The organism is Paenibacillus sp. Marseille-Q4541 (assembly GCF_018310695.1).
GTDB lineage: Bacteria > Bacillota > Bacilli > Paenibacillales > Paenibacillaceae > Paenibacillus.
On the sequence record NZ_JAGXCY010000007.1, the window covers coordinates 135,579 to 154,804 of the forward strand.

The 19,226-nt window shown below is 44.0% G+C and carries 17 protein-coding genes; 13 read left to right on the forward strand and 4 right to left on the reverse strand.

The genetic code is table 11. From position 1 onward, the window contains the following. Positions 1–28: 28 nt before the first annotated feature. Genes KFT32_RS10790 through KFT32_RS10800 form a run of 3 tightly spaced genes read left to right on the forward strand, consistent with a single transcriptional unit; the run spans position 29 to position 2,386 of the window. Positions 29–946, forward strand: a complete 918-nt coding sequence (locus tag KFT32_RS10790; RefSeq protein ID WP_211747198.1) for an ABC transporter ATP-binding protein — start codon at positions 29–31, stop codon at positions 944–946. After that, positions 943–1,656, forward strand: a complete 714-nt coding sequence (locus tag KFT32_RS10795) for an ABC transporter permease (RefSeq protein ID WP_211747199.1) — start codon at positions 943–945, stop codon at positions 1,654–1,656. Before KFT32_RS10790 ends, KFT32_RS10795 begins: the two co-directional genes overlap by 4 nt. A 4-nt stretch (positions 1,657–1,660) precedes the next feature. After that, positions 1,661–2,386, forward strand: coding sequence for an ABC transporter permease (locus KFT32_RS10800; RefSeq protein WP_211747200.1), 726 nt, complete (start codon positions 1,661–1,663; stop codon positions 2,384–2,386). Between the two features lie 67 nt (positions 2,387–2,453). Here the strand turns inward: KFT32_RS10800 and KFT32_RS10805 are convergent, their stop codons facing one another. After that, positions 2,454–3,404 carry an L-lactate dehydrogenase gene (locus tag KFT32_RS10805; RefSeq protein ID WP_211747201.1) on the reverse strand — a complete coding sequence of 317 codons (951 nt, stop codon included), beginning with the start codon at positions 3,402–3,404 and terminating at the stop codon, positions 2,454–2,456. A 553-nt stretch (positions 3,405–3,957) separates the two neighbouring features. Here KFT32_RS10805 and KFT32_RS10810 point away from each other — a divergent pair. The 3 genes from KFT32_RS10810 (at position 3,958) to KFT32_RS10820 (ending at position 6,313) form a co-directional block, all read left to right on the forward strand. Continuing rightward, entirely contained in the window at positions 3,958–4,614 is a 657-nt protein-coding gene (locus KFT32_RS10810) for a MerR family transcriptional regulator (protein ID WP_249435806.1), read from the forward strand. Between the two features lie 198 nt (positions 4,615–4,812). After that, entirely contained in the window at positions 4,813–5,559 is a 747-nt protein-coding gene (map, locus tag KFT32_RS10815; protein WP_211747202.1) for a type I methionyl aminopeptidase, read from the forward strand. A gap of 289 nt (positions 5,560–5,848) precedes the next feature. Further along, positions 5,849–6,313: a thioredoxin family protein gene (locus KFT32_RS10820; protein WP_211747203.1), complete on the forward strand. Its 465-nt coding sequence runs from the start codon at positions 5,849–5,851 to the stop codon at positions 6,311–6,313. 43 nt (positions 6,314–6,356) lie between these two features. On the opposite strand, the gene KFT32_RS10825 is transcribed toward KFT32_RS10820, so the two are convergent. Then, the gene (locus KFT32_RS10825) at positions 6,357–6,854 is read right to left on the reverse strand and encodes a CcdC family protein (protein ID WP_349304894.1); all 498 of its coding nucleotides are present in this window, start codon (positions 6,852–6,854) and stop codon (positions 6,357–6,359) included. A 246-nt stretch (positions 6,855–7,100) separates the two neighbouring features. Here KFT32_RS10825 and KFT32_RS10830 point away from each other — a divergent pair, with 246 nt between their 5' ends. The 4 genes from KFT32_RS10830 to KFT32_RS10845 all read left to right on the forward strand — a co-directional run bounded on the left by KFT32_RS10830 (position 7,101) and on the right by KFT32_RS10845 (position 11,492). Then, a complete protein-coding gene (locus tag KFT32_RS10830) occupies positions 7,101–8,210 on the forward strand; it encodes a hypothetical protein (RefSeq protein WP_211747204.1) in 1,110 nt (369 codons plus the stop codon). A gap of 179 nt (positions 8,211–8,389) precedes the next feature. Continuing rightward, complete coding sequence (locus tag KFT32_RS10835) at positions 8,390–8,839, forward strand: Rrf2 family transcriptional regulator (protein ID WP_211747205.1); 450 nt, start codon at positions 8,390–8,392, stop codon at positions 8,837–8,839. Between the two features lie 251 nt (positions 8,840–9,090). After that, positions 9,091–10,992: an RNA polymerase sigma factor gene (locus KFT32_RS10840; protein ID WP_211747206.1), complete on the forward strand. Its 1,902-nt coding sequence runs from the start codon at positions 9,091–9,093 to the stop codon at positions 10,990–10,992. An 8-nt stretch (positions 10,993–11,000) separates the two neighbouring features. Then, a complete protein-coding gene (locus tag KFT32_RS10845; RefSeq protein WP_211747207.1) occupies positions 11,001–11,492 on the forward strand; it encodes a DUF4188 domain-containing protein in 492 nt (163 codons plus the stop codon). A gap of 68 nt (positions 11,493–11,560) precedes the next feature. Here KFT32_RS10845 and KFT32_RS10850 read toward each other — a convergent pair whose 3' ends face one another. Both KFT32_RS10850 and KFT32_RS10855 read right to left on the reverse strand, forming a co-directional pair. Continuing rightward, positions 11,561–12,544: a LacI family DNA-binding transcriptional regulator gene (locus KFT32_RS10850; RefSeq protein WP_211747208.1), complete on the reverse strand. Its 984-nt coding sequence runs from the start codon at positions 12,542–12,544 to the stop codon at positions 11,561–11,563. A gap of 181 nt (positions 12,545–12,725) precedes the next feature. After that, positions 12,726–14,162 carry a glycoside hydrolase family 1 protein gene (locus KFT32_RS10855; RefSeq protein ID WP_211747209.1) on the reverse strand — a complete coding sequence of 479 codons (1,437 nt, stop codon included), beginning with the start codon at positions 14,160–14,162 and terminating at the stop codon, positions 12,726–12,728. Positions 14,163–14,364: 202 nt separating this feature from the next. On the opposite strand from KFT32_RS10855, the gene KFT32_RS10860 reads away from it, so the two are divergent. The 3 genes from KFT32_RS10860 (at position 14,365) to KFT32_RS10870 (ending at position 19,170) form a co-directional block, all read left to right on the forward strand. Then, positions 14,365–15,426 (forward strand): lactonase family protein, encoded by a 1,062-nt coding sequence (locus KFT32_RS10860; protein ID WP_249435807.1) that lies wholly within the window; start codon positions 14,365–14,367, stop codon positions 15,424–15,426. Positions 15,427–15,566: 140 nt separating this feature from the next. Continuing rightward, positions 15,567–16,844: an Ig-like domain-containing protein gene (locus tag KFT32_RS10865; protein WP_211747210.1), complete on the forward strand. Its 1,278-nt coding sequence runs from the start codon at positions 15,567–15,569 to the stop codon at positions 16,842–16,844. A 469-nt stretch (positions 16,845–17,313) separates the two neighbouring features. After that, complete coding sequence (locus KFT32_RS10870; protein WP_211747287.1) at positions 17,314–19,170, forward strand: rhamnogalacturonan lyase; 1,857 nt, start codon at positions 17,314–17,316, stop codon at positions 19,168–19,170. Positions 19,171–19,226 lie beyond the last annotated feature (56 nt).

Sequence of the window (19,226 nt, forward strand, 5' to 3'; positions counted from 1 at the left end):
GTTATGATAGTTGCTGAGGTGATAAGTCGTGAACGAATGGATGATTGAAACGGCAGATGTATGGAAAACGTACCGTGGCCGTGCTGCAGTGAAAGAACTTAGTTTGCAGATCAAAAGAGGGGAAATATACGGATTTCTAGGACCGAATGGTGCGGGGAAAACAACAATGATCCGAATGCTTCTAGGGCTCATCAAGCCAACGAAAGGGTATATTCGTATCTTTGGGAAAGATATTCGCCAGCAGCGTATGGATATTCTTCGTAAAGTAGGGTCCTTGGTGGAGTATCCTTCCTACTATGGGCATTTAACCGCGGTTCAGAACTTAGAGACGAGCCGTCTACTGCTTGATGTGCCCAAATCCCGAATAAGTGAAGTATTGGATATTGTCGATTTAAAGAAAGATGCCAACCGACCGGTAAAGGGTTACTCTCTTGGGATGAAGCAAAGGCTCGGTATAGCGAATGCCCTGCTGGGAAATCCTGAACTGTTAATTCTTGATGAACCGACCAATGGTCTTGATCCTGCGGGAATTCAAGAGATCAGGGAACTGATCAAACGAATGCCAACAGAGTATGGAATTACAGTTCTGGTGTCGAGTCACTTACTTAGTGAAGTCGAACAGATGGCGAGTACCGTAGGCATCATCCGCGAGGGCAAGCTTGTATTCCAAAATACGATTGAACGCTTGCATCAGGAAGCAGGGAGCACGATCCGTCTTACGGTATCTGATGCTGAGGATGCTTTGCAGCTTGCCCGTGAACAAGGGCAGTGGGGGCAAGTTGAAGGTTCGAAAATTATTTTTAATCATATGGATGATATTGCTATATCGACCTTAGTACGCCGATTGGTAGAGCATGATCATTCTGTATACCGGGTGGAAGAGCATAGACAATCCTTGGAGGATTTCTTCCTTCAAGTGGTTGGAACCGGAGGAGGCGAATCATGATGTCGCTACTCGCCTCCGATTTACTCAAAATACGTAAAAAAGGATTATGGTTTCTCGTTTTCTTTGCTCCTACTGGGCTTGTACTCATGAATGCACTGAACTTTGGATTACGTTTGGATTACTTGCAAGATCAGTATGGCAAGGACGGAATGTGGGATGGTCTAATTAGTGCATTTTCTATGTTTATTCCACTCGCGATAATGCTCGGAGCAACCATTCTTAGCTCCATGATGGCAAGTATTGAACACCAGAATGGTTCTTGGAAACAGCTGCTCGCCCTTCCGGTATCACGTAAGTCGGTATTTTTGTCCAAGTGGGTATTAATCACCGGATTACTACTCACTTCCTGTGCGCTTTTGTGTGGGGGAATTGTGGTGCTTGGAACATTACTTGGGTTTGAAGGGAGTATTCCGTGGGTTGATCTATTAAGGTTTTGTTTTCTTCCCCTTGCTGCTTCTCTTCCAATCATTGTTCTGCTTGCGACACTAACCATGACACATGAAAATCAAGCCTTGTCTGTTACGCTGGGTGTTACTCTTTCCATCGTAGGGTTGTTCGGGGCTCAGTTTCCGGATTCAGTGCCTATAAGCTGGCCAATGTTCTCTATACTGACGACAAACGGGATTTCGTTTGCAATCAAGGGCCTCGTGCTCGGTCTCCTTTTCTTACTGCTGGGCATGCTGTATTTCCAGCGTAAGGAGGTGTCCTAGAGAGATGACAGCTTATCTTAGAATGTTATCTGCAGAGCGGTTAAAGTTGATCAAATCGCCAATCTGGTTGCTTGTACTTGTCAGTCCCTTGATTGCTTTACTTGTAGGTTTTATGGCTGAACCATCCGGTAGTTGGACAAGTCTGATCAATTCCCAGGTTACGCTACATGGGATGCTACTTTTACCTATATTTACAGGGGTTTTTGCTTCCTATATTTGCCGGTTTGAGCATGCAGCCGGAGGCTGGAAACAAGTGCTTGTCCTGCCCGTGAGTCGGGCTAGCTTTTATGCAGCGAAACTTACGGTCATTATGGTACTGCTTCTTATGATGCAACTCTTGTTATTTGGCAGCATTCTCATCGCAGGAGGTTTTCACGAGATGATGAATGACATTCCTTGGGCCGTGTTACTTAAAAGTATTTCAGCTGGCTGGATTGCATCTCTGCCTCTTGCTGCCTTGCAGTTATTCGTATCCATGATGTGGAACAGTTTTGGTGCTCCGCTGGGGATTAATTTTATGCTGACGGTCCCAAATTTGTTGATCGTGAATTCGGAGAAATATGCCCCTTACTATCCGTGGGCTCAACCTTTTCTAGTAATGATGCCTACAGAAGAGGCGAATTTTGGTGCATTTCTCGTGCCGTATTCCACTCTGGTCCCTGTGATCTTCGGAACTGCAGTACTGTTTGTATTCGCAGGAATGTTTTATTTCAAACAGAAGGAAGTTTAATCTATATAACAAAAGGTGCTCTCCTACCGTAACTAGTAGGGGGCACCTTTTTTTATATAGAGCTTATTTATATGGATAAATTATTGATATTACCGCGAAGGACCTGACAGGAGTGTTCAAACAGTTTCATTTCCTCGTCTGCCAGTTGGAGTTCGATAATTTCTTCGATACCGCTGCCTCCAATAATGGCAGGAACTCCGATACACATATCCTTCTGCCCATATTCACCGTCGAGAATGGAAGAGACGGCGATAATTTTATGATCATCCGTCAGGATGGAACGTGTTATAAACGCAATTGCACTCCCGATGCCAAACTGAGTAGATCCTTTTCGTGTGAAGATCTCCCAGCCTGCATCTCTAGTTTTGCGGGAGATGTCTGCAAGATCGAGATGTTTGAATCGTTCCTTGTGTTGATCAAGAATATGAAGGATCGGTTTGCCTCCAATGGTTACATGGGACCAAGCAACGAATTGGGATTCACCGTGTTCACCAAGCGCGTACCCATGCACACTGCGCGGATCAATAGAGAATACCTCCGAGAGTATGGTTTTGAGTCTGGAGGAATCAATGGATGTTCCTGTTCCGATAACCTGACTTCTCGGCAGGCCGGATAGCTTCCAGACAAGATAAGTAATAATATCAACGGGGTTGGCCGCTACGACAAAAACGCCTTGAAATCCACTTTCCATGATTGGCGCTACAATATCTTTAGTAATCATCTCAGCCTCTTCTAGAATATCGAGCCGAGTCTGACCAGGCTTTGGATTGGCACCAGCCGTAATAATAATGACATCCATATGCTTGCAATCAGCATAAGTTCCCGCATGTACCTTGGTCCGCTGATAAGTAAAATCCATACTGTGGGACAAATCAAGCGCTTGGCCGAGTGCTTTCTCATAGGTACGCCCGATGAGCATAATCTCTCCTGCAATGGCTTGGTTGATCATCGAGTACGCTGCACTCGATCCGACAAGACCCGCTCCAACAATCGCCACTTTTCCTGTTCTGCTTCTCACCGTAGTCCGCCCTCCCGTTATAAATCGTCACTATTGATATAAAAATCAGCATCGCTCTTCTTATCTATCATTATATTCTATGCGTACGCCTATTCAACGTTACATAAGATAACATAATTTTTATTGTTTCAGCAATATTTAAACAAGGAATGGATTTGAAATGGAGAATTCATTACAAATAGGTAACATGAAAGGGTGGGTTTCAAAGAATAAACAAAAGGGAAATGTCGAAAGGCAGGGAATAAAAGTCAGATTATAGGCCCGACAAAACTTCTTACGATACCACATTCTTAGAAGAATTACGCCAAAGGAAATAAGGGGGAAAGAACGAATTTAGAGTATAACAAAATTTATAGAGACTCACCTGTGAGTGAAACTTCTCTATACATGCTTGTTAATTGTAACATGACAAATACATTTGATAAGACTGTTGCTCGCGCAAACAACAGTTCTTAAGACGTCCTTATTCCATTTTGTTAGACCAGAGCAGGCAATGTTCATGACTTATGTTTTTACAAACAAATCGATTGTAAAAAACCGGGAGGTAGTGAATATGAATATGCATTTGAATGGTAACGAAACAGGAGCAACTACAGAGACTGCGAAAGAACTGGGCATCGGAGCGAGTACACTTCGTAAATATGCGGCTGCACTTGAGGAGCAGGGGCATCATTTTGAACGTGCGGCGAATAAATCAAGATTGTTTGGCAACCGTGACATTGAACGAGTTAAGAACCTGATGACGCTCCTTCGTGAGCAGAATTTACCGCTGCAAGATGCAGCTGTCATCGTAATGGAGGTCAGCAGTGAAAATGCAGCCGCTACAAAAGAAATCGCGAATCCGGCGGCTGGTCTTAAGACAGATCACTTAGCACACACTGGCTCTCTGGTGGAACAGGAACATGTTTTTCAAAATGCTGGAGTGACTTCTGAACAGATGGAACAAATGAATGTGGAATGGCAGCTTCTGCAAGAACGAATGGTTGAGTTAGAGCGTGAACATGCGAAGTTAAGAAAACAAAACGAAGACCTCCAAGTTCAGGTGGAAGAACAGCAAAACTGGATGCGAGAGAAGCTGGAAGAAGATCGCGATCGTCAGTTGATTACGAATCTGCGCAGCTACCAAGGACGCAAGCAGAAGGCCAAGACGAAGAGTCATTCCCTACGAATGTTGTTTGGGTTATTCCCGAAGAGTGGGAGGGAGGCGTGATGATGAGAGGGGGCATGACTAGGATGAAGGCAAAAACGTTATGGCGAATTCATCAGAAACAGTCGCATAGCTCACCTTATCATCAGAAAGATACCATTCAGGATACAGGACCTCCGGTAACTCAAGGTTTTTATTTTTAGATATTTAGAGTTACAATAGAAAGGAGGGATTCGATAAAAGCGACAAGGAGAGCCACGAATGATTATTTTAAAAAGCAAAGATGAGATTGAATACATGAAAAAAGCGGGCGAGATTCTTGCCGCTTGCCATAGAGAGATTGCAGGGCTCATTCGCCCGGGCATTCAAACTCAAGAGATTGATGCGTTCGCAGAAAGCTTCATGAAGAAGCACGGTGCTACACCAGAGCAAAAAGGTTACAACGGATATCCATATGCAACTTGTGCCTCGGTTAATGACGTGATTTGTCACGGTTTCCCTGGGAAATACGCGCTGAAAGACGGGGATATCGTTACGATTGATATGGTCGTTAACCTTGACGGCTGGCTTGCGGATTCCGCTTGGTCTTATGCTGTAGGGAACGTATCCGAACCAGCTCAGAAGCTGCTGGACGTAACGAAAACTTCCTTGTACAAAGGAATCGAAAAAGCCGTTATCGGCAACCGTATCGGTGATATCTCCAATGCCATCCAGGTATATGCGGAAGCAGAGGGACTCTCTGTTGTACGTGAATTTATCGGACACGGTATCGGGCAGGATATGCACGAAGAACCGCAAGTACCTCACTATGGTCCTGCTGGACGCGGACCGCGCCTGAAAGAAGGCATGGTGATTACAATTGAACCGATGCTGAACATCGGAACATACCGCAGCAAGCTGGACAGTGACGGGTGGACTGCCCGTACACAGGATGGCGAATTGTCTGCGCAGTATGAACATACGATTGCCATTACGGCAGATGGTCCTGTCATTTTGACGGAACAGTAACATAAACGGTGCAAGAGATGTGAGGAGAAGAGACGTACTTTTCCCATATACTCGGTAAGAGTGCATCCCGGGTATACAGATGAGATATCTGAATAGTTTGACAACAGAAGATGCAGGGCTCCTTTTATCCTCCACATAAAGAGAGCTCTGCTTTTTTGTGTTTTTATTTATTTTGGTACAGCGTAAGTTACATAACGCACAGACATCATTAGCGGGATAGCCTATGATGAAGCCGATACAAGGGTCAGTAAATCATTTTTGCAGCAAGAAAGGGTGACTCTCGGGGGAAATGAGAAATAATAAAGGCAAAAGCAAACTTCGCCATCCCTTTGTATGGGGGATCGGAATTGCCGTGATCCTATTTGTACTTTTAGCTTTGCTGAATGGAAATACGAATGGAGCAGACTCTAAAGTGCTTACTGCAGTTACGAATGAAGAGCTTACTGAGTTTCTAGAGGGACAATCTGGATTTTTATATGTAGGTCGGCCAACTTGTCCAGTATGCCGTGAATTTCTACCGAAGCTGGAGCGTGCCTCTGAAGATACCGGTCAGCTCGTGTATTATTACAATACAGATGAAGGACGTAAACAAGATGAGCAGGAGGTTATGGCGCTGATGAACCAGCTCGAGATTAACTCCGTACCTGCTCTTCTATATATAGAGAATGGCAAAGAAACAGATCGGCTTACGCCAGGAACGATGGATCAGGATTCCATTGTTGCATTTATACAATCTCATATAAAAAAGCTCTAGAATAAGAACACGATCGTGTTCTGTTCTAGAGCTTTTTTATACATTAGGAACGAGTAGTAGACTCCTCGGCACCAAAAGTTTCATTGTAGTGGCGCAGCATGTATAAACGCCAGTGGAGCAGCATACCAAAAGCCAAAATGAAAAAGAGGGCCCCTGTTTGAACTACGGTTATATAATTTTGTATAAATTCATGAAGTAGTAGGCGGACCACAAGCAAACCTAGCAAGATGAACATAAAGCTCTTGGAGCTGGTAACAAAGACCTCGCCATTTCTTTTCTCGAATTTCGTGCTTCGGATGAGTGGGTAAGAAAAAATAAACCAACCTATCAGAAACGCTCCAATCGCCCAGAGGATCGGAATGTGTGTTTGTGGCACGATAAACATCATAAATCCTGTACTCATACCGAGTGGTGGAATAATGATTTTCCGTTTGGTTATGGGTCTGTTTGCAGCCTTCATGCGAATAAAAATAGCACTGAGTGCAATGAAGATCATACCAATCGTTGCCGCGATTTGTAAAAACGAAGAGTTAAGCGTCACGTATAGGACCCCTCTTTTGCTTGATAGTCAAACTTATTCTATATTATATCATATCTTATCGAAAACGCTCCTGCCGCGATTTTCTTTTATACACATATTAAATTATATGGCTTATTAAATGAACATGTGAGCAATTCTACATATGAGCTTTCCATTTCCCACATCCCGTCTTATACTAGGACTGTGCTTTTCAAGTATGTTTCAGAAGAGTATATAGGAATTATAGTAAAAGGGGATGGTGAATACGTGGGTTCTGGAGATTGGATACCAAAAGCAATCCTTGCCGTACTGGTATTCCTTTTAATCCTTGTGACCTTTCCTTGGATTCAGTGGAGAGCAGGACCTAGTCGGACCATTGATATCGCGATTATCGATAAGACCGTCCCTGACACCACATATCGAGGGCATAAAGGGCTTAGCTGGATATTAAACCATCAAAAAATAGTTGATCGTGATGGCTATAATTACGTCAATGATGAAAGTTACTTCGGATTTAACCCGAATGGGATCAATCATATTAACTCCCTTCCTTCCATGCTACGTGGGAAAGATTTGATCTATGCGGCAGATACATATGGAGTGTATGAGCAGGGACAAAAACAAGAAGATGGATCTTACGAACAACGGCTAGTGTATGGCGGAATGAAGCTTGCGGATGTCCAAAAAATTCAGTATGCCACAGCGACAGGCACTACCTTTATTGGAGAATATAATATTCTCGGGGAGCCTACATCCGAAGGAGTTAAAGAACAACTCCATAGTATGCTGGGGGTAAATTGGACTGGATGGAAGGGCAAACTATATACGGAGCTGGCCACCGAAGTTCCTGTAAGTATAATGCAGGATTACTCTCTCTCGTCAGGAAAAGATTGGACGTATAGTGGAGAAGGAATTTTGTTCGCTAATGAAAAAGGCGACATTGTTGTATTGGACAAGGAGGATCTGGGCCCGTATTCTTTTGGAGTTGAGTTTACTGAAAAAGGAATAGAGTGGGGGCAGATGAAAGGAAGAACCGCCTATTATGAATGGTTTGATATTGTGGAGCCACGCCAGAGGGCAGAAGTACTCGCGGAGTATACAATGAAATTGACCGATTCCGGAGAAGATAAATTAAAAGCAGCTGGAATCCCGGTTCATTTTCCTGCGATTACTCGTTTTAACCACACTACACATTATTCTTATTATTTTGCCGGAGACTATGCAGATCGTGGAGTGACGCCATATCCTGTTCAGTATAAGGGTTGGGATCGTATCAAGCGAATCATGGTTCCGAGCACACATAAAGATGCTTTCTACTGGGATGTATATATCCCGGTTATGGAGCGGATTTTGTGGGAAATTGAACAAAATTCGTGAGCTGGATGAGGGCAGATTCGATGCATTTAATCTGTCTTGACAAACAAAACTGTTATCATTAGAATAACAGTTGCGAAAAATATGACGAAGCAGTCATAGCCAAGTTTGATTTTGGTCGATTAGCGTAACATAATGAAGTAAAGCGGACATGTACGCTAAAATTATGGGAGGGCAGGGTAATGAACAGTGAGTTTACCATTGCGGTGCATTGCCTGTTGTTTCTGGGAGTCCGTGAAGGACGCATTGCGAATAGTGAAGATATTGCTGAAAGTGTAACGACACATCCAGCAAGAGTGCGTAAAGTACTGAGTGTGCTCCGCAAGCATAAGTATGTGACGACCAAAGAAGGAGCTCATGGCGGTTACATGCTTAGCAGCAGTCCCTGCGAAGTCAGATTAGGTGATTTGTACCGATTGTTTGCATTCGGTTCTTTCGGACCTCACTGGCGGTCAGGGGATGAGAATTCGAATTGTGTGGTTTCTTCTAATATTAAAGAAGTTATGGGTACAATTTATGACGGCGGAGAACTGGTAGTGGAACAGTATCTGGATAGCATTACACTTGAAGAAGTGCAAAAGAGGTTGACTGACAAAGGAAAGATTCGCTTTGATCCTAATGAAATTACTTAGAGAATAAAGGTTTAAACAAATCACTTTATATGATATTTATCAAATGAGTGAATAAGGTACGCAAAGCCCGGCGAAAAAGCGGGGCTTTTTTTGTTGGTACCACCATGGGATGGATTTCAATATGTATGAAACTCTAGAATTAGTTAAAAAGGTTTTATTTCCCTATATTAGATTTTATAATACAATAATTACCATAGAAAGAAGGAGGTATCGGTACTGATAAAAACATACGCTGCAGGAGGAATATTCAGATGAATTCATACCGTTCACATGAAGACCCTGAGGTAGAAATGGCGGCTAACAACGCAGATTTCGAGGCATATGAAGAACTGGTACAACGGAAAGCCCCCGAGCTGTATCGAGTAAGTTATGCTCTCTCTAGAGAGCAAGCTAGGGCAGAGCGATTGCTTCGGTGTACGATCTCTGCCGTATGGTCTAAATACAGAAAACAGAAGAAGGAGATAGATATATCTTTATTCTTGATGCAGAGACTGTTATCTCAAGCCAAGAAGAGAGGTTATGTGAGCGGGCAAAGTTTCACGGCTACGGGAGCTAGTCTTGAAGAAGAGGAGCGAGCCGGAACATTTCAAGTGAAACAAATGACAAGTCACCGTTCTATGCAGGTGGAGCAAGCCATTGATAACATGCCTGCGGAAACAAGACAGGTGTTTCTGCTGACACATTTGGCAGATATAAATACACCTGACATCACGTCATACATAGGTAAATCAGAAGCCGTTGTGGCAGAGCGGCTAGAGCAAGCGATGAACACCTTAGCAAGTGAACTTGGGGAGGACGAGGAGGAAATTCATCCGAATCTGCTGCGTCAGCATTTTGCGAGGGAGAAAGAAATATTGTTCGCAGATGTAGCTGCAGAACGGTGGAAAGCTGCTATTCAGCAAGGGTTGCAGGATGCTATAGAGGACAAATATGCAAAGCGGCACAATAGAATCATAGCTAGCTGGTCAGTTAGCGGAGTGATGGCTGTTCTTGCCGTTATATTTATTTTGTTCAATCCATGGGCTCCGAAAGAGTATCATGACGCTCTTAACGAAGATGGAACACTCGTCGTTCCAGATCTCCGCCATATGATGGAGACAGGTGAACAGAATAATCTCGTCCGAGAAAAAATAGATAGCGGTGAATATACCCAGTTAGGCCATGTCATGGAGACGGAGAATGGCGTGCGTTTGATTCTAGATGCAGCAATGGATCTCGGCAGAGAGAAGGTGTTCTGGTATACCCTTGAGAAGGGGGAGCTAGATCATACTCCATTCATTACAAGAGGTGAAGTGATGGATGCAAGTGAAACAGATTATATCGGTAATCTGCAAAATACGGCTGCCCGTACCAATGAAGATGAATCATCCTCCAAGGGAATGTTAAGTTTCATTAAAATGGACTTGTCTCTGTTGAAGTCTACCGAAGGGGCCATGATGAAGTTCGTGATTGAAACAAATGAGGATCAAAATAACCGAACATATAGTCTAACGACTCCTTATCCTAAATTGCCTGAAGAGCCAGTGAAACAGATGACTTTAAATGAAAGCTTCACAGTAGAAGGTCAATCGTTTCAGTTAACCGAACTGCTAATGACACCCGACTACACCAAGGTGGAATTAAAGCAGGACCCTGAAAATAGGTATAGTACGGACAGTCTGAAAGGGGTAGTCTTAGAAATAGATGAGGTCATGGGATACGGTACAGTGGAAGTGGGAGTAAACTATTTGCTGTTTCCATCCATTTATTATGATGAATTTGATGATCTGCAGCTTTCCGTCGCAAACACATTAGTGAAACCTGATCCTGTTTTAGTGATGGATACAGAGAAAGAGACGATTGTCTCATCTCCTGTTGCAGACGATTCTTCTAAATTATCTATAGATCACAGTACGATTGAAGACGGATATTTTACGGTCAATTTTCCGAAATGGGAAGGGATTGAATACAGTGTTGCTAATCAATATGATGATGCAGCGGGGAATTCATATTTTACTCGAAGCAGTGAATTTAACCAAAAAGGCGCCATTTCTTTTAAACTTAACGATTTTGACTATGTGCAGCCATTGACCTTTCATGTGACTCTACATGATTCAGGCAGCTCTTATGAAGATCCAATTATTATACCTCTAATAGACCATACAAAGGAGTGAATGAATCTATGGCCAAAGTACAGCAAGGCCGCTACACAGCCCAAATGGACCAAGGATATGCTGTTCTTATCATTGGCATGCGGGTGAACAAACTTTGGGCCGTTTCTTCTTGGTTACCCGTATTCACCGCAATGGGCCGGATGATTCGTGAACTCTATACGAACAAGGAGTGGGGATTCCTATCTGCTGAATTTATGATCACCGCCCGTGGTGCTAACGTAATTCAGTACTGGCGTTCATTCGAAGATATGGAGCGTTACGCCAGAGAAGGTGGGAACCATCTGAAAGCCTGGCGGGATTTTAACCAGCTCTCTCGTAAAACGGATGCCGTAGGTATCTATCATGAGAGCTACATCATTGAGCCTGGGCAATATGAAAATGTATACGTCAATATGCCGCCTTTTGGTCTTGGGAAGGCAGGTAACTTGGTTCCTGCTGATCACCGGCATCAGGCTGCAAGAGACCGGCTACGGCATAACGAAAATCAAAGAGAAGAATAGCCGGATATTTTCCCTGGCCATTTAGATGCCAGAATGAATGAGCGCCATAAGTAATATGGGCAAATAGGTCATACGCTTGCTCTTTCTACAAGTTCAAAGGGCACGGATTTTTTGATTCCCTTTGGTTTCTCTTTCATCCCTTTGTCTCTCATCTCATAGAAAGCACGAAATGATTCCTGACCGATGCGTTTCAAGTGCTGATCTATTGTAGTCAACTTCAGCGCTTCAGAGATGGGCAGATTATCGAAACCAACAATAGCAAGATCCTCGGGAATCCGAAGGCCGGCCGATTGTGCCTGAAGAATGACACCTGCTGCAACCTCATCACCTGTAATGAGGAGTGCTGTGGGTCTTTTTTTCATGGTCATTATTTTATCTACGATACGAATCCCATCTTTCGTCTCGGTACTGTTTTCAAAAATCCATTCCGGTATGAGAGGTACGCCCAGTTCATCAAGCACAGAAGTATAAGCTTTATAACGCTGCCGGCTGCTTCTGCTTTCAGCCCGGCCGACACAGTACCCGATATCTGTATGTCCATGTGCAGTCAGATGTTTCATTCCTGTGATGAAGGCGGCATGATGATCCGTGTACACGGAAGAAATCCGCTCATCTTCTGCATGCTCACAGGTAACGATGGGACCGTACATTCCGTAGCTGACAATCTCGTCTACGGGGAGGGACCTGGAACAGAAAATAAGCCCATCGATTTGTTTAGTACGAAGTAGATGAAGGGCTTGTTCTTCTTCCTTTCGGTCATATCTGCTTTGATATAACAGCGTACCATACCCAGCTTCGGATGCCTCGTCCATAATCCCCGACAGAATAGCATGAAAATAGGAATGGCTGCTTGGTACGATCACTCCGACGGTTTTTGTCTGACCTTTGATTAAATGCACTGCGTTTGCATTCGGCGTATAGCCTTGCTGATCGATTACTTGCTGGACTTTCCTGCGCTTCTCATCACTTACATAAGGGTGACCGCTGAGCACCCGGGAGACGGTAGTTACAGATACACCCGCCAATGAAGCAATGTCTTTAATATTTGCCATAGGGAATCACCTCGCCTTGATTACAATCCAGTATTTTACATGAACGAGAAATCTTCTATAATCATTATAATCATGAAAAGGAATAAACCCAAAAAAGCCCCTGTAGCAGGGACTTTACATTGGGTAAGGCAAAGCAATCATAGAAAGGTATATTGTGCCGGCTAAAAAGGACGAGCCAAAATTAAATTTTCTCTCCATTCGTTTGAATGACGTCCTGATACCAGTAGAAGCTATCCTTCTTGATCCGGCGGAGGTCTTTGTCTTCCTCTTCATCTTGATTTACATACACAAAGCCATACCGTTTCTGATATCCATTTAACCAGCTAAGCAGATCAGTGAAGGACCAGCTGCAGTACCCTATGAGTTCAACACCATCTGCCATCGCTTCTTTACACTGACGAAGATGAGATTCCAAGTAAGCAATCCGGTATTCATCATGAATGCGGCCGTCCTCTTCCAATTTATCAAACTCACCGAGGCCATTTTCGGTGATGAAAATGGGAAGGTTGTAGCGGCTAGTAATCCGGCGCATACCGATGCGAAGACCGATGGGGTCGATAGCCCAGTCCCAATTGGATTTTTCTACATGGGGATTATCCGCTGTTTTGTACAAGCCTGGAATCCCAGTGGATTCATTGCTTCCTTTTTTACCGGTGTTATTCATTTTTCCGTAAGATACGCCGTCCAGCGGGTTATGTTCATACGTAATGGTCTGGTAGTAGTTTACTCCGACAAAATCAGGTATGCCTTTCAGCAGCAACTCTTCATCCCCGTCTTCGAATGTAGGAGCGAGCCCCTGACTTTTCAAATGACGGTAAGGGATGCTCGGGTACGTTCCTTTACAATAAACGTCTAGCCACCAGTAGCTCGTAAATTCCTCTGCATTTTCAAACGCGAGCATATCTTTTGGTGAGCTGGTTGCTGGGTACGAAGGTGTATAGGCGAAACTTGGTCCGATTTTGCCGCCAGGTACATATTTTCGGAAAGAGTCAATGACCCGGGCATTCGCAAGAAACATAATATGATTGGCTTCATAGAAACGTTTGCGATCTCTTACCCCAGGCGGGTGTAATGCTTGCATAAAAGCAAGGTTGGTGTTGTGGTTCTGTTCATTCAAGGAAACCCAGTGTTTTACCCGGTCTCCAAATCTTTTGTATAGTGTGATGCAGTATTCATTAAAGTCTTCAATGATTTGTCTGGACTCCCATGCACCGTATTTTTCTTGCAGGGCTTGCGGTACATCCCAGTGATATAGGGTAAGGACAGGTTCGATGTTGTTAGCGATCAGTTCGTTAATCAGATTATCGTAAAACTGAAGACCTGCTTCATTGACTTCACCTGTTCCACTCGGATAGATGCGAGGCCAGCTCACAGAGAAACGATACGCTTTAAGGCCCATTTCTGCCATCAGTGCGACGTCCTCTTTATAGCGATGATAATGGTCAACCGCTATTTTTCCGCTGGTGCCTTTATAGGTTTTGCCCGGAATCTCGGTGTATAGGTCCCACACGGATGGGCCTTTGCCGTCTTCATTCCATGCACCTTCAATCTGATAAGCAGCGGATGCGGAGCCCCACAGAAATTCGTTTGGAAAAGCAGCCAGATTCTCATGAATCATAGAATGATTCCTCCTTATATGTTTTCAATCTTATTTTGTTTACTAGCATGTACACATATATGTTACGTTATGAAATGCATTTCAGAGCAAGCCTTAACGATATAAGCTTTTTGAGAATCTATATGGATTGGGGCAAATGCGCCTGCATTTGGTTAATAGAATAGTAACTAGACAAGCTGTATAAAAAAAGGAGCGATCGACGATGAACGAGCAATTGCAGAAAGCAGATGAAGTACTATTTTATACAGGAACTTATTCTACTGCGGAAGAGCCCGGTATTTTTCTTATAGCAGCAAGTAAAGAATCAGGGGAAATGCGAATTGTGAATCAGATGAATGGTATTGGGCAGCCTTCCTTTGTAGCACTGCATCCAAATGGAGAAAAATTGTACGCTGTAAGTGAAAAAGGGGAAGGGGAGCTATTTACTTATCAGATTGATGCTTCTACGAAAGAACTTCATCTTCTGGACCGGAAATCAACGGAAGGCGCAGACCCTTGTTATGTATCCGTCGATACAGAAGGCCGCTACGTCTTAGTTGCCAATTATTCAAGCGGAAGCGTCAGTGTGTACAAGCTAGATGAATCGGGTCTACCGGTTGAAATGAGTGCAAAGATCCAGCACGTGGGAGAAGGATTCCGTAAAGACCGTCAAGAAGGTCCGCATGCTCACTCCATTTTGCCAAGTTCAGATGGTCATTTCGTTTTCGTATGTGACCTTGGATTGGATCAACTGATTGTTTACCGCAACGAAGATGGCAAGCTCTCTACACACTATGAATTGAAATTGCCAGCAGGATCAGGACCTAGACACCTTGTGATTCATCCTTCAGAGAAATTTGCTTATATCGTAGGAGAGCTCAATAGCACAGTTACAGCACTAACTTATAATAAGAATCGCGGAGAGTTTCAAATTACGCATCATATTTCTACAAGGGAAAAAGCAGCACAGGATGAAAATACAGGTGCCGATATTCGAGTCTCTCCTTGTGGACGTTTCCTCTATGTATCCAACCGCGGGGATGATACGATTGCACTTTTCCATATTAATGAAGAGACTGGGGCACTTACTGCGGAAGAGCGAGTATCCACTGGCGGTAAAACTCCGCGTAACTTCAATCTGCTCGAAGGTGGGCTGTTGCTCGCTGCCAATCAGGGAACGAATAATCTGGTTTCTTTCCGTATCGACAGTGAAACAGGCAGACTTACGCAAACTGGATTTGAACTAGAACTGACAGCACCCGTTTGTATTGAACCATTTAAATAAAAATCATGATGTTTCGAAACCCGAACTCGTTTAATTGAGTTCGGGTTTCTATGTAAATCAACGATTGTATGCATAGTACAAGCCTCTCGTGCGATATATTGACCTACAAGTATGTATCCTAGCGGAGGTGCGTATCGGCAATGCCGTATATTTTAAGGTATAACACTACTATGAATGGAGAGATTGCGTTTACTGAAAATACCCTGGGTCTTAATCAAGTAGCTGAGAATAATCAGGGTAACACAGGATCGATTGGTGCCTTTAGCGCGCTCAATACGGCACTTAGGGCAGGGAATTTCCCGTTAGGGACAACACTTGATTATACGTTAAATGGATCTACAGCTGTTCTTGATCTTCCGAGTGGAGCCGCACTATACGCTGAATTAATCTGGGTAGGTAGTTATGATGACGGAGGAGGAAGTGTACTCGATGAGGTGAGTAATCCTCCTCAGTCAGGAACTGTTGTAGTGAACCCGAAAGGTACGTTCACGTATACGCCAAATCCAGATTTCACAGGTACGGATAACTTTACAATCATTGCAACAAACAGTGTAGGAGAATCGACATCGATTTCGTTCACAGTTGGGGTTACTGTTTCGGGACCTGTGAATGTGCCAATTACGGCCGACATTGGACTTGGAACCAATCAGGATCAGCCTGTGTCGGGGATCATCATTGCTAGTGATCTCGAAGGATTTTCACTCACGTTCCAGAGTTCCGCTCTTCCGAATTCAGGATCAGTGGTACTGAACCCGGATGGAAGTTTCATTTATACACCTAATTCAGGTTTCGTCGGTACCGATACGTTTCGTGTTAGGGTGACCAATAGTCTAGGGGGCAGTGCGCTGTCTATAGTCAGTGTTGTCGTGTATCCATCAGTTGATCCAAGCTCCGTGAAGGTAGAGCTTACGACAAGGGCGGGGACCTCCGTAAGTGACTCTCTTTCAGCAGGTCAAGGTGTTTATGTCTTGCCGAGTGGTCCTTCCCACGGAAGCGTACAATTAAATCCGGATGGAACGTTCGTCTATACACCAGAAGCTGGATTTACAGGCGTTGATGAATTTATGATTCAATTTACGGACCGTACTAGAAATGTTATACGAAATATTATACATTTCAATATCTCCGTGAATGTGGTTCCGCAGAGCAATACGCTTACACTTGGTCTTCGTACGGAAGAGAACCATCCGCTTTCCAGCAATCTGAATACCATTGGTATTGGGCTTGTGATTACGGCCCAGATCGTTGATACGCCGAATAATGGAAGACTTGTTCTGAATGCCAATGGGACGTATACCTATTTCCCCGGCCCGGATTATACAGGCCCAGATCAATTTGCTTTCATTGTAACGGATGCGCAAGGTAGCATTTATATCGTCATTGTTAGGATGTTAATATATCCTGAGTTGGAAGAGTAGATGCTGTCATTCTGCTCCTAAATAAAAAAGAAACCCGGAAGAGTCTCGTTATCGAGTCTTTCCGGGTTTCTTTTTAGTAGTGCGTCTTTTTTTATTTAAAGATGTTTTCTTGTTACGTTTATTTAGAAAAAGTTGACGCTGCTCTTTTACGTAGGCAGGTTCCTCCCAATTGCTCTAGATTAGGAAGCCAAGTTCCTCTGAAGAGATCTCTTCTTTCACAACAATAAAATGATACATGATTTGATAAGCAACATTCAGTTGACTTTGTCTTAACAGACTCTAGGGGATACAGCTTCACCAAACATCTGATATGTAAACAAAGCTGCAGAAAGTGTCACTAAATTAAGGAGTTAGACCTATATCTGGAATAAAATGTTTAAAATATAATATAAACCACAATATAAAGCGCTTACATAAAAGGGAAAACCACATTTTACTTGAACTGGAGGGACAAGTTGTGAACAGGAAAATGAGAAAGGGTATGAGAAAATTAGGCCTTTGCTTTCTGGGAGCCGCTCTATGTTGCAGTGTGGGAGGTTATACAGGACAGGCTGATGCTGCAAGTCCAAGACAGATGGAATACCTGGATCGAGGCGTCGTTGCGGTGAAGACAGGTACAGGGGTATTTGTTAGTTGGCGTTTACTGGGAACAGAAGGAGCGAGTGTGTCCTTTAACGTGTACCGTGATGGGGTGAAAGTGAATGCTTCACCGATTACGAATAGTACCAATCTTCAGGATAATGTAGGTACGACGAGTTCGAAGTATACGGTTAGAGCTGTAGTCAATGGAACGGAGCAAGCGGCTTCTCCTATTGCTGCGGTATGGGGTTCCAATTACTTAAGTGTTCCGCTGATAAAACCGGCAGACGGAACGACACCGGACGGCGTGAGTTACACTTATAGCGCAAACGATGCGAGTGCCGGAGATCTGGATGGCGACGGAAAATACGAACTGATCGTGAAATGGGATCCATCAAACTCGAAAGATAACTCCCAAAGTGGCTACACCGGCGAAGTATTCATTGATGCTTATAAGCTTGATGGAACAAGATTATGGCGCATTGGACTCGGTAAAAATATTCGTGCAGGTGCACATTATACTCAGTTCATGGTGTACGATCTGGATGGCGACGGGAAAGCGGAAGTAGCAATGAAGACTGCGGATGGAAGTAAAGACGGAACGGGCACCGTGATTGGGGATGGTACGAAAGACTACCGTAACAGCAGCGGGTACATTTTAACAGGACCGGAGTATCTGACTATTTTTAATGGACTAACGGGAAAAGCACTTACAACGGTAAATTATGATCCGCCGAGAGGTACCGTAAGTAGTTGGGGAGATAACTACGGGAACCGGGTTGATCGTTTCCTGGCAGGCATTGCTTATCTTGATGGCGAGAGACCAAGTCTTGTTATGGCTAGGGGGTACTATACCCGTTCTGTACTTGTTGCCTATGATTATCGCAACGGGCAATTAACAAAACGCTGGACTTTTGATAGCAACACTTCAGGTAACAACGCTTATGCAGGGCAAGGGAACCATAATCTCAGTGTGGGGGACGTAGACAATGATGGACGGGACGAAATTATCTATGGCGCAATGGCTGTTGATGATAACGGAACAGGACTGTATACGACCGGACTGGGCCATGGTGATGCCATGCATCTTGGAGATTTAGATCCTGACCGTGCCGGAATGGAAGTATTCCAAGTACATGAAGTACCATCAGCTACAGCTGGGGTTGAATTTCGTGATGCGAGAACAGGAGCACTCATTTGGGGGATTCCTACATCATCCGATATCGGACGGGGTATGGCGGCAGATATTGATCCGAGATATAAGGGAGAAGAGGTATGGGCTGCGGGAGCATTATATACTGCAAAAGGGCAACTCATCAGCAACACCCTGCCATCGTCCACAAATTTTGGGATCTGGTGGGATGGTGACCTAAGCCGTGAACTGCTGGATAACAACCGGATAGATAAATGGAATTATGCTACCTCTACTACAACAAATCTGCTCACTGCTTCCGGTGCTACAAGTAACAATGGTACAAAGGCAACTCCTGCGCTGCAAGCTGATCTGCTGGGGGATTGGCGGGAAGAAGCAGTGTGGCGGTCAACCGACAGCTCTGAACTTCGGATATACACAACGACTGTCATTACGGACACAAGGATCTACACGCTGATGCATGATCCCGTATACCGTCTGGGGATTGCTTGGCAAAATGTGGCGTATAATCAGCCTCCCCATACTAGTTTCTATCTAGGAACAGGGATGAGCACCCCGCCAGTACCCAATATTAAAGTAACTGCCGCACCTTGATATATGTACAGATTGTTATGTAAGTGAAGACAATAATTTCAGAGCCTCTTCAATTT